The sequence below is a fragment of the Herbaspirillum sp. ST 5-3 genome (assembly GCF_004804275.1).
GTDB lineage: Bacteria > Pseudomonadota > Gammaproteobacteria > Burkholderiales > Burkholderiaceae_D > Noviherbaspirillum.
Genome location: NZ_STGI01000008.1, coordinates 123782 through 135851 on the forward strand (window position 1 = coordinate 123782; position 12070 = coordinate 135851).

Here is a 12070-nt window from a genome sequence, read left to right on the forward strand (position 1 = left end):
CAGTTTATGTTCTTTCTGCGGCCTCAATGGTGTTAACGAGCAGCATCGTAATCGTCATCGGCCCGACACCGCCGGGCACCGGGGTGATGTAGCCCGCGACTTCCCTGGCATTGGCGAAGTCGACATCGCCGCACAACTTGCCGTTATCGTCGCGGTTCATGCCGACGTCGATTACGACTGCGCCGGGCTTGATCATGTCGGCGGTGACGATGTTGCGTTTGCCGGTGGCAACCACGAGGATGTCGGCCTGCCGCGTGTGATGGCCGAGATCCCGGGTCTTCGAATTGCAGATGGTGACCGTTGCGCCTGCCTGCAAGAGCAGCATTGCCTGCGGCTTGCCGACAATGTTGGAGGCCCCGACCACGACGGCGACTGCACCGCGCACCGGATAGTTGATCGACTCCAGCATTTTCATGACGCCATAGGGTGTGCAGGGGCGGAACAGCGGCTGGCCGGTCATCAGCAGGCCGGCATTGCTGATGTGGAAGCCATCCACGTCCTTTTCCGGCGCGATCGCTTCGATCACCTTATGAGCATTGATATGCGGCGGCAAAGGAAGTTGCACCAGGATGCCGTGGATCTTCGGATCACGATTCAGCGCGTCGATACGCGCCAGCAGCTTTTCTTCGCTCAGGTCGGCGTCGTACTTGTCCATCACCGAGTAAATGCCGTTGTCCTCGCAAGCTTTCACCTTGTTGCGGACATAGACTTGCGAGGCCGGGCTGTCGCCGACCAGAATCACCGCCAGGCCGGGTTGCTTGCCCCGGGCGGTGAGAGCCGCGGCGCGCTTGGCCACATCGGCGCGGATTTGTTGGGAGAGTTCGTTTCCGTTGATGAGTTGTGCAGGCATGGTTGTCGGGAGGATAAGTGCGGTTTAAATGGGAATTTAGGGAAATTTAGGGGAATTATAAGTCGCCGGCTTGTACAGGCCGTCATGAATCGTGTCCGATTTGCTGCAGTGCCGCAGTAAATTTCATATTATGAGATTTAGTATCACTATTTGAAAAGTTGAAAAAGTGCTGTTAGAATCTTTTCACGCGCACAAACGCGACAAAATCTTGTCAAAAAATTCCGGGACGTGATACCGGGCCCGGCAAGCCTTTTCAATCTAGGAGACGTAACATGTCCGCCCAGCTCGACCAAGTGTTGGCGCAAGCCGCCAACGACCCCGATGTAATGGAAACGCAAGAATGGCTTGATGCGCTGGAAGCTGTCATCGAGACCGAAGGTCCGGAACGCGCTCATTACCTGATGGAGCGCATGGTCGACCTGGCACGTCGGCGCGGCGCCTACATCCCGTTTTCCGCAAACACCGCCTACGTCAATACCATTCCCGCCCACCTCGGCGAGCACTGCCCGGGCAACCTTGAATACGAAGAACGCCTGCGCTCCTGGATGCGCTGGAATGCCATGGCAATGGTGGTCAAGGCGAACCGCGTTGACGGCGACCTCGGCGGCCATATTTCCAGCTTTGCATCACTGGCTAACATGCTGGGCATCGGCTTCAACCATTTCTGGCATGCACCGACGGAAGATCATGGCGGCGACTTGTTGTATATCCAGGGCCACTCGTCTCCCGGCATTTATGCGCGAGCCTTCCTCGAAGGCCGCCTGAGCGAGGAACAACTCCTCAATTTCCGGCGTGAAGTGGACGGCAAGGGGCTGTCTTCCTATCCCCATCCCAAATTGATGCCGGATTTCTGGCAATTCCCGACCGTATCGATGGGCCTTGGCCCGATCATGGCGATCTACCAGGCGCGTTTCCTGAAATACTTGCATGCACGTCAGATTGCGGATACCGCCAAGCGCAAGGTATGGGCATTCTGCGGCGACGGCGAAATGGATGAACCGGAATCGATGGGTGCGATCGGCATGGCTGGCCGGGAGAAGCTCGACAACCTGGTGTTCGTCGTCAATTGCAACCTGCAGCGCCTCGACGGCCCGGTGCGCGGCAACGGCAAGATCATCCAGGAACTGGAAGCCGATTTCCGCGGTGCCGGCTGGAACGTGATCAAGGTGATCTGGGGAAGCTACTGGGACGAGCTGCTGGCACGCGACAAGGAGGGCATCCTGCAACGCGTGATGATGGAAACCGTCGATGGCGAGTACCAGAACTACAAAGCCAAGGATGGTGCCTACGTACGCAAGCACTTCTTCGGCAAGCATCCGAAGCTGCTGGAAATGGTGTCGAAGATGTCGGACGACGATATCTGGCGCCTGAATCGCGGCGGGCACGATCCGCACAAGATTTACGCTGCATTCAAGCAAGCGCAGGAACACACCGGACAGCCGACCGTCATCCTGGCCAAGACCATCAAGGGTTTCGGCATGGGCAAATCGGGCGAGGCCCGCAATACCGCGCACCAGACCAAGAAGCTCGACGACGAGGCGATCCGCGAAATGCGCGACCGCTTCAACATCCCGGTTCCGGACGACAAATTGCCGGAAATTCCGTTCTTCAAGCCTTCCGACGACACGCCGGAAATGAAGTACCTGCACGAGCGCCGCAAGGCACTGGGCGGATACCTGCCGCAACGCCGCATGAAGGCCGATGAGACCTTGCCGGTGCCTGAATTGTCCACCTTCAAGGCGGTGCTCGATCCGACCGCGGAAGGACGCGAGATTTCCACCACGCAGGCCTTCGTGCGCATCATCACGTCCTTGTTGCGCGATGCCAACCTCGGCAAGCGCGTGGTGCCGATCCTGGTCGACGAAACCCGCACCTTCGGCATGGAAGGCCTGTTCCGCCAGATCGGTATCTTCAATCAGCAAGGCCAGTTGTACGAACCGGTCGACCGCGACCAGGTGATGTACTACCGCGAAGACAAGTCCGGCCAGATCCTGCAGGAAGGCATCAACGAAGCGGGCGGCATGAGTTCGTGGATCGCGGCAGCGACCTCGTATTCGACCAGCAACCGCATCATGATCCCGTTCTACATCTATTACTCGATGTTCGGCTTCCAGCGCTTTGGCGATCTGGCCTGGGCAGCGGGCGACATGCGTGCACGCGGCTTCATCCTCGGCGGTACCGCCGGCCGCACCACGCTGAACGGCGAAGGACTGCAGCACGAAGACGGCCACAGCCATGTTCTGGCATCGACGATTCCGAACTGCCTGCCGTACGATCCGACCTTCGCGCATGAAGTCGCCGTCATCATTCACGACGGCCTGAATCGCATGATGGAAAAGCAGGAAGATGTGTTCTATTACATCACCCTGATGAACGAAAACTATGCGCACCCGGGCATCCAGCCGGGCCAGGAAGAAAACATCCTCAAGGGCCTGTATCTGCTGCAGGAAGGCGACAAGAAAGCCAAGCAGCGCGTGCAACTGATGGGCTCCGGCACCATCCTGCGCGAGGTGATCGCGGCCGCCGACCTGCTGAAGAACGACTGGGGCGTTGCAGCCGATGTCTGGTCCGCGCCGTCCTTCACGCTGCTGGCGCGCGATGGACAGGATGTGGAACGCTGGAACATGCTGCACCCGGCCGAGCAACAGCGCGTGGCGCATGTGACGCAGTCCCTGCAAGGTACCAAGGGCCCGATCGTGGCGTCGAGCGATTACATGCGCACCTTCGCCGAACAGATTCGCGCATTCATGCCGAAGGGACGCACCTACAAGGTGTTGGGCACCGACGGCTTCGGGCGTTCCGACACGCGTGCCAAGCTGCGCGAGTTCTTTGAAGTCGATCGTCACTTCGTGACGGTTGCTGCGCTCAAGTCCCTGGCCGAAGAAGGTGCGGTGCCGGCAAGCATTGTTGCCGATGCCATTGCGAAGTACGGGATCAATCCGAACAAGCCGAACCCGGTGACGGTGTAACTCCAGTCAATAAGATCAACATTCCCTCCCTTTTCGGGGGGAGGGCCAGGGCGGGGTGGGTCATGTCTGACCGCAATTAACTCCCCGTCCCTGGTCCTTTCTTCCGAGAGGGGAAGGGAACAAACGGAGCTAAAGCTATGAGTATGGTGGAAGTCAAAGTCCCGGATATCGGCGATTTCAAGGAAGTGGAAGTCATTGAGCTGATGGTCAAGCCGGGCGACACAATCACGGTCGACCAGTCCCTGATCACGGTGGAATCTGACAAGGCCAGCATGGAGATCCCCTCCAGCCATGCGGGCATTGTGAAGGAATTGAAAGTCAAGATCGGCGACAAGGTGGCCGAGGGCACGCTGCTCTTGACGTTGGAAACGGAAGGGGCTGGCGCGCCTGCCCCGGCACCTGCGGTCGCGGCCGCTGCATCTGCGCCGGCCGCTGTAGCGTCGGCGCCTGCATCGCCACCGCCTGCGCCCAACCTGACGCTGGTCGAGTCCAAGCCGGTTCCCACCGCTGCGCTCGAACCGCGCGAAGAAAACGGGTTCAAGCCGCATGCATCGCCCTCGGTGCGCAAGTTCTCGCGCGAACTCGGCGTCGATCTGGTGCGCCTGAAAGGCACCGGACCGAAAGGCCGCATCCTGCACGAAGACGTGCAGAACTATGTGAAAGCCGTCATGGCGGGCCACGGCGAAACCGCCGTCGCGCCGGCAGGCAAGGGCGGCGGCATCGGGCTGGATTTGCTGCCGTGGCCGTCGCTGGACTTCTCCAAGTTCGGCGAGACCGAATTGCAGCCGCTATCGCGCATCAAGAAAATCAGTGGACCGAACCTGCATCGCAACTGGGTGATGATCCCGCACGTAACGCAGTTCGACGAAGCCGATGTCACCGAACTGGAAGAGTTCCGCAAGGATTCGAATGCCGCACTGGCGAAGTCCGGCGTTAAGCTGACCATGCTCGCCTTCGTGATCAAGGCCAGCGTGTCGGCGCTGAAGAAATTCCCCGCCTTCAATGCCTCGCTTGACGAGAAGGGCGAGAATCTGATCCTCAAGAAGTTCTACAACATCGGCTTCGCCGCCGACACACCGAACGGCCTCGTCGTGCCGGTGATCAAGAACGCCGACACGAAGAGCATTTCGCAAATTGCGCAGGAGATGGGCGAGCTGTCCGCGCAGGCGCGCGAAGGCAAGCTGAAACCGGCGGACATGCAAGGAGCGTCGTTCACGATCTCTTCGCTGGGCGGCATTGGCGGCACCGCATTCACGCCGATCATCAATGCACCGGAAGTCGCGATCCTCGGCCTGTCGAAATCGAGCATCAAGCCGGTGTGGGACGGCAAGCAGTTCGCGCCGCGCCTGATGCTGCCGCTGTCGCTGTCCTACGATCACCGTGTGATCGACGGCGCGATGGGTGCACGCTTCGCGGCCTATCTGGCGGAAGTGCTGGGCGACATGCGCAAGACATTGCTGTAATCCAATAAGCGGAAAGGAAGCTCCGGGACCGACGGAAAGTGAGAAAATTCATCTCTTTTCACTGAAGACTTCGGTGCTTCCTTTACTTGCTGGAGAACAACAATGACTACTTGCGTCGTCGTCAAAAAGAACAACGAAATCGCAATTGCATCCGATTCGCTCGTGACGTTCGGCGACACCCGTTTGTCGCATGCGTACGAAGTGAATGAAAAGATTCTCCAGGTCGGCGACTCCTACATCACGCTGGCCGGCACCGCGGCGCACTTTCCGGTCATGCGCAAGCTGATGACCGGCATGGGTGAGGAGTGCAGGCTGGCTGGCCGCGACGAAGTGTTCGAGACGTTTTCGAAGGTTCACGAAATACTCAAGGAAAAGTATTTCCTGAACACGAAGGAAGACGAAGACGACCCGTATGAGTCGTCGCAGATTACTGCGCTGATTGCCAATCCGCACGGGATCTTCGGCGTGTATTCGTATCGCGAGGTGTTCAGCTTCGACCGCTTCTGGGGAATCGGCAGCGGACGTAATTTCGCGCTGGGTGCAATGTATGCGGCGTATGACCGCGAGCACAACGCGCGCGAAATTGCGGAGATCGGTGTGCAGGCGGGTGCGGAGTTTGACAAGAGTACGTCGGGGCCATTCAGGATTTACAGTTTCCCGATGAAATGAATAACATGAATATTCCCTCCCTCTCGACGGGGGAAGGGAACAGACGGAGCTAAAGCCATGAGTTTGCAGGAAGTGAAGGTCCCGGACATCGGCGACTTTAAGGAAGTGGAAGTCATCGAGTTGCTGGTCAAGCCCGGCGACACTGTCAGCGTCGAGCAATCGCTGGTGACCGTCGAGTCGGACAAGGCCAGCATGGAAATTCCGTCGACGCATGCCGGCGTAGTCAAGGAGCTGAAGGTCAAAATCGGCGACAAGGTGTCCGAGGGCTCGCTGCTGCTTCTGATGGAAGCTGCAGCAAGCACACCTGCTTCCGCTCCGACGTCAGCCGCCGCACCCGCGCCGGCTGCACCTGTTCCTGCACCCGCCGCTTCAGCTCCAGCGCCTGCGCCAACTGCAGGCAGCTACGCCGGCAAGGTCGACATCGAATGCGACATGCTGGTGCTCGGCGCCGGACCCGGCGGCTACTCGGCGGCCTTCCGTTCCGCCGACCTCGGCATGGCGACAGTGCTGGTTGAGCGTTATTCGACACTGGGCGGCGTCTGCCTGAACGTCGGCTGCATTCCGTCCAAGGCACTGCTGCACGTTGCTGCGGTCATCGACGAGGCAGCCACGATGGCGGCACATGGCGTGACCTTCGGCGCGCCGCAGATCGATATCGACAAGCTGCGCGGCTACAAGGAAAAGGTCGTCAAGAAAATGACCACCGGCCTGGCAGGCATGGCCAAGTCGCGCAAGGTCAATGTGGTGCAGGGCATCGGCCAGTTCGTCAGCCCGAATCATATTGAAGTTACCGCTGCCGACGGAAGCAAGAAGACCGTGCAGTTCAAGCAGGCGATCATCGCGGCCGGATCTTCCGTTGTGAAATTGCCCTTCGTGCCGGAAGACCCGCGCATCGTCGATTCAACCGGCGCACTGGAATTGCGCCAGATCCCGAAGCGCATGCTCGTTATCGGCGGCGGCATCATCGGGCTGGAAATGGCAACCGTGTACTCGACACTCGGTGCGCGCATCGACGTGGTCGAGATGCTCGACGGACTGATGCAAGGCGCCGACCGCGACATGGTCAAGGTGTGGCAGAAGTTCAATGAAAAACGCTTCGACAAGGTCATGACCAGGACGAAGACGGTCGCGGTCGAAGCCTTGAAGGAAGGCATCAAGGTCAGCTTCGAAGGCGCGGATCCGTCAGTGACGGCACCGGAGCCGCAACTGTATGACATGGTGCTGGTGGCTGTTGGTCGCAGCCCGAACGGCAAGAAGATCGCCGCCGACAAGGCGGGCGTGGCGGTGACCGACCGTGGCTTCATCCAGGTCGATTCGCAGATGCGCACCAACGTGCCGCATATCTTCGCCATCGGCGACGTCATCGGCCAGCCGATGCTGGCACACAAGGCCGTGCACGAAGCGCACGTCGCCGCCGAAGCCGCCGCGGGACAGAAGTCGTATTTCGACGCGCGCGTGATTCCGTCGGTGGCGTATACCGATCCGGAAGTGGCATGGGTCGGCATTACCGAAGACGAAGCCAAGGCCAAGGGTATCAAGCTGGAGAAAGGCTTGTTCCCATGGGCGGCGAGCGGACGCGCCACAGCCAACGGGCGCGACGAAGGGTTCACCAAACTGCTGTTCGACGCCGAGACGCATCGCATTGTCGGCGGCGGCATCGTTGGCACGGATGCGGGCAACATGATCGGTGAAATCGCGCTGGCGATCGAAATGGGCGCTGATGCGGTCGATATCGGCAAAACGATTCATCCGCATCCGACGCTGGGCGAATCGATCGGCATGGCCGCGGAAGCCTTCGAAGGTGTGTGTACGGATTTGCCGCCGGCCAGGAAGAAATAGGCTATCGCTGCAGGCGATGTGTGAAAGGCGCCGGCGTCAGGTCCGGCGCCTTTTTTATTGCTCCTGCCGATGACTCTTCAACGAATCAGGGCTCGGCTTGCTGCAGCGGCAGATTTTCCATCTGGCTGAATGCCAGAACCGAAGCGCCGCCGCCTTCTTTTGCGCGGTACATCGCGTCGTCGGCGTTTTTCATGAGCTGTTCCAGATCCTCGCCGTGCTCCGGATACACAGCGACGCCGATGCTGGCGGAGATATGAACGGTGTGCGCGTCGAGCATGAAGGGCTGGTTGAGCGTGTCGAGAATCTTGTTCGCCACACCCACTGCATCGCCCTCGCACTCGACAATCGGCAGCAGCACGATGAATTCATCCCCGCCGACGCGCGCGACCGTGTCGGATTCGCGCAGGCTGTTGCGCAGGCGATGCGCAACTTGCTTCAGGAGCAGGTCGCCGACATCATGTCCGAGCGTATCGTTGACCGGCTTGAACTTGTCCAGATCGATGAACATCACCGCAACCCGATGCTTGTTACGGTCTGCAGCGGCGAGTGCGCGCTGCAGTCGATCGCGCAACAGCGCGCGGTTGGGCAGGTCGGTCAGGATGTCGAAATGGGCGAGATGATGCATCCGCTCTTCAGACTTCTTGCGTTCGATAATGTCATGGAACGCAACGACCGCGCCGGTCACTTTGCCATTGCGGATAATGGGCGTGGAACTGACCGATACCGGGAGCATGCTGCCGTCCTTGCGCCAGAACATTTCATCATGTCCGCGGAAACTCTGGCCGGACGACACAACCCGGGTGATATCGCACACTTCCTCCGGATATGCGGAGCCGTCGGCGCGCGTATGGTGGAACAGCAAGTGCGCGCGTTGACCCAGCAACTCCTCTTTCGACCAGCCGAGAAGTCGTTGCGCGGCAGGGTTGCTGAATACGATGACTCCTTGTCGGCCTGTCACGAAGACGCCTTCGCCGAGCGTCTCGGCAATTTCCCGCGAACGCGCCTCGCTTTCCTGCAAGGCCAGTTCCGCTTTCTTGCGTTCGGTGATGTCCTGGACGACACCGACCAGAATATGATTGCCGTTGATGCGGGTTGCGTTGATTGCCAGTTCAAGCGGGAATGTTGTGCCACTCTTGTGCAAGCCCGACAATTCCAGACTTCGCTTGCCGATGACCTTCGTCTCTCCCGTCTGCACATAGCGCCGCATGCCTTCGGTGTGCAAGGGGCGTAATTCCGGCGGAATCAGTGTCGTGATGTTGCCGCCGATGATTTCTTCGGGCGAATAGCCGAAAATGCGAGAGGCTGCGCGATTGAATGACTCGATCGTGCCGTTCTTGCTGATGGTGATGATGCCTTCGCCGACGGAATCGACGACGGTGCGGACATGCAGCTCGCGCTCCTTTGCGGTCTGCTCGGATGCGAGCAGCTTCGATACCAGCGGCTTGACTTCGGAACGCAGCATTATCGCGCCGCCTGCAACCAGGATCATCAGCAGCGGAAAATACCAGTTCAGCTGCTGCCGTATCGAATGATACAGCTCTGCCGCGTCCTGCTTGAGGACAATGCCGAGGCCGGTGTCGGTCAAGGGCGCGTAGGCGGCGATCACATCATGTCCGCGATAGTCCGGACCGATGAAAATGCCGCTGCGTCCCTCGAGCGCATGTCCCATGGCGGTCAGTTTTCCGAACGCGCCGACACGGGGGAACCAGTGGATCGTCGGATTGCGGCCCTGCGGAAAGCAGCGGATATCATCGCGTTCGCCAAAGCACACGCCCATCTCGCCAGTGGCGCCGAGACCTTCGATTTTCGCGAACTGCTCTGCGTTCAAGGGAAGCCTCTGCTCGAGCTCCAGTACACCGATGGTGCGTCCGTTGTCGAGGATGGCGGATCGGCTGCTGAGCAGGAGCGTGCCATCCCAGCGCAGCGTCACCGGCGGCGCCGATGACAATTCCTTCTCGATCGGCGGACGCCGCGAAATACGCCCGGCGCGAAGTATCTCGCGGTTGCCGGCGTCGTACACCGCGATACCGTTGAACCCTTCCGCAAGAAGGTTCCTGCTGATACGGTCCCGCGCATCGTCATTGCGGACGGTTGCGCCGGGCATGTTGGCGGCACGGACAAGCTGAATCAAATCCGCATGTCTCGTCACATCGTCTGCATGCCTGATGCTCTGGTCGACCTCGGCATGGAACAGGGAAATGTGATTTTTCAGGCGCGACTCGAGGTTGGAGCTCAACGTTCTCTGCAATACATCCTGCTGGATGCCGAAGCCGATGATGCCGGCCGTGAGCGCGGTGGCACTCATGATGGTCGCACTCATATAGCCGGTTTTCTCGTCATCCTTGAAAAAACGTTGCGTGCAGTACCAGTCGTCTCGCCGCCAGCTATCCCAGAGACCGATGGCAAGCGCAATCATGGCGACCGCCGCCTGGGCTGCCATGCGCACCACGCGAATTTCCGGGTAAATCAGATGCAGATCGAGCACGCGTCCGGCTACGCCGCCGATGCCAAGGATAAGGATGCTGAAGGTCGAGACCAGGATCACCGCACCTGCCGCCCTCGATCGCACGCGGGGCATCAAGACGATGACAAACCCCGCCAGCATGAATCCGACCGAGGTCACGGCCGGCAGCCGCCCCGGCCGGGGATTGAAGTCCTGCAGCCAGGAATGGAGAAAGGGAAAATCGATCAGCGGACTGGTATCGAAGACGCTCTCAAGCAGGCTGATCGATGCAATGGCGATGACTGTCCAGCCAATCGCGGTTTGCTTCCGCTCGCATTGCGGCAGCTTGAAAACGGGCAGTATCAGAGCGATCCCCGCCAGCACGAAGCACAGCGCAGAGTTGAATACCATGCCGGCAAAACCGGGACGGAATTGAACGATGGGTGTGATTTGCAGCACCCAGCCCAACATGATTTCCAGGCCAAGAACAATCAACGCAAGTGCCACCAAGGCCTGGATTGACTGGTTTTCTCTCATAGGCGCGGAAAGAGGTTTTCTTCAATTCAATTTACACGACTTTAGGTTGAAAGGCATGAATTACCTTCGCCTCTGAAACTGCGATGACGACAATGTGGCGCGGACCGGACACGTCGTGCGAACTGTTGCGAAACTGTTGTTAACTTTATATTGTTTTGAATCGACTCTTCGCCGAATACAAATCGCGTAAGGCACAGAGTCGCATCTCATTGCAGACATTTTTTCAGGCCAAAAACTGCGACGGCGAAGAATGATTTCTCTTCAAGCCAATCCCATTTTTGAGAGCGGGTCCGATTAACTTGACTCATGTCAACGGGATCCGTAGCGGTTACCGCGACGCAACAATAAGTGATAGTCTGAAGGTGAAATCTACCCACCGGCAACAACGGTCTGTAGGGTTCCGAACGGATAAATGTGTATCGGATTTTCTACCAGTGAGGAAATAAGATGGATACGTGGATGATCAATGGGGCTATGGTTCTGTTTGCTGTTCTGGTATCTACCGGCCTGTTCTTTTTCGTGGTTACCAGAGGGGCATTGCTGATGCGCGGGCTGTCTTCCGGCCCGCTGAGTGAAAAGGCGCATGTCTATCCGATCTATTCGAACATGGGCCTCATCAAGATGGTCGATTTTCAACCGATCATCTCGGCGATACTGCTGTTTCAGTATCCTCATCTGGTCTCGAAAATTGTTTCCGAACTCAATCAAATGGATCTGCGAAACAAGAAGATCCTGATTACCTCATGCGCGTTCGGCAACGTAATTCCTCGCGTGGTAAATGCAGCGGTTCAGAGAGGCGTTGAGCGCGTCCTGATCGCGGACATCATTCCCAATGAACTCGCGCATGCGAAAACCAAGCTGCGCAGTTTCGCCGAGAAAGTGGAGTTCATTGAAGACAATGCGGTTTCCATGAAGCGGGTCGACGGCGATGTTGCCGCCAACGTCATCTTCTTCCTGCTGCACGAATTGCCGCACCACTTGAAGGGGCAGGCGCTGAACGAGGCGGGACGCATGCTCGCACCTGGCGGCAAGCTCTTTCTTGCGGAATTCCACCGGCCTGAGCTGCCGATCCTGCGCCTGCTGAGCTGGACCTACTTCAAGGTCTTCGAGCCGCTTGGCCTGGCATTGTGGAGTACCCATGACCCGCTCAATTACCTGGAACAGACGGGTGGATGGAAGTGCGAACGCACCACCTACTTCTTCGGAAACTTCCAGATCATTACAGCAACCAAGCTGTAGTCTCTTCAGACCGAAGGCAGGACCGTCATGGATGTGGCGGTCCGTCTTTTTTCTCAGACTG

The 12070-nt window shown here is 58.6% G+C and carries 7 protein-coding genes; 5 read left to right on the forward strand and 2 right to left on the reverse strand.

Going from position 1 to position 12070, the window contains the following annotated elements; all coding sequences use genetic code 11:
* Positions 1 to 4: 4 nt before the first annotated feature.
* Positions 5 to 850 carry a bifunctional methylenetetrahydrofolate dehydrogenase/methenyltetrahydrofolate cyclohydrolase FolD gene (folD, locus tag E6W33_RS16580; RefSeq protein WP_136418423.1) on the reverse strand — a complete coding sequence of 282 codons (846 nt, stop codon included), beginning with the start codon at positions 848 to 850 and terminating at the stop codon, positions 5 to 7.
* A 272-nt stretch (positions 851 to 1122) separates the two neighbouring features.
* On the opposite strand from folD, the gene aceE reads away from it, so the two are divergent.
* The 4 genes from aceE to lpdA all read left to right on the forward strand — a co-directional run bounded on the left by aceE (position 1123) and on the right by lpdA (position 7790).
* Positions 1123 to 3819, forward strand: a complete 2697-nt coding sequence (gene aceE / locus E6W33_RS16585; protein ID WP_136418424.1) for a pyruvate dehydrogenase (acetyl-transferring), homodimeric type — start codon at positions 1123 to 1125, stop codon at positions 3817 to 3819.
* Between the two features lie 137 nt (positions 3820 to 3956).
* Entirely contained in the window at positions 3957 to 5282 is a 1326-nt protein-coding gene (gene aceF, locus E6W33_RS16590; RefSeq protein ID WP_136418425.1) for a dihydrolipoyllysine-residue acetyltransferase, read from the forward strand.
* Positions 5283 to 5384: 102 nt separating this feature from the next.
* Positions 5385 to 5951, forward strand: a complete 567-nt coding sequence (locus E6W33_RS16595) for an MFS transporter (RefSeq protein WP_136418426.1) — start codon at positions 5385 to 5387, stop codon at positions 5949 to 5951.
* Between the two features lie 57 nt (positions 5952 to 6008).
* Entirely contained in the window at positions 6009 to 7790 is a 1782-nt protein-coding gene (lpdA, locus tag E6W33_RS16600) for a dihydrolipoyl dehydrogenase (protein ID WP_136418427.1), read from the forward strand.
* A gap of 85 nt (positions 7791 to 7875) precedes the next feature.
* Here lpdA and E6W33_RS16605 read toward each other — a convergent pair whose 3' ends face one another.
* Positions 7876 to 10770, reverse strand: a complete 2895-nt coding sequence (locus E6W33_RS16605; RefSeq protein WP_136418428.1) for a diguanylate cyclase — start codon at positions 10768 to 10770, stop codon at positions 7876 to 7878.
* A gap of 447 nt (positions 10771 to 11217) precedes the next feature.
* Here E6W33_RS16605 and E6W33_RS16610 point away from each other — a divergent pair, with 447 nt between their 5' ends.
* Positions 11218 to 12009 (forward strand): class I SAM-dependent methyltransferase, encoded by a 792-nt coding sequence (locus tag E6W33_RS16610; RefSeq protein ID WP_136418429.1) that lies wholly within the window; start codon positions 11218 to 11220, stop codon positions 12007 to 12009.
* The last annotated feature ends 61 nt before the right edge of the window (positions 12010 to 12070 follow it).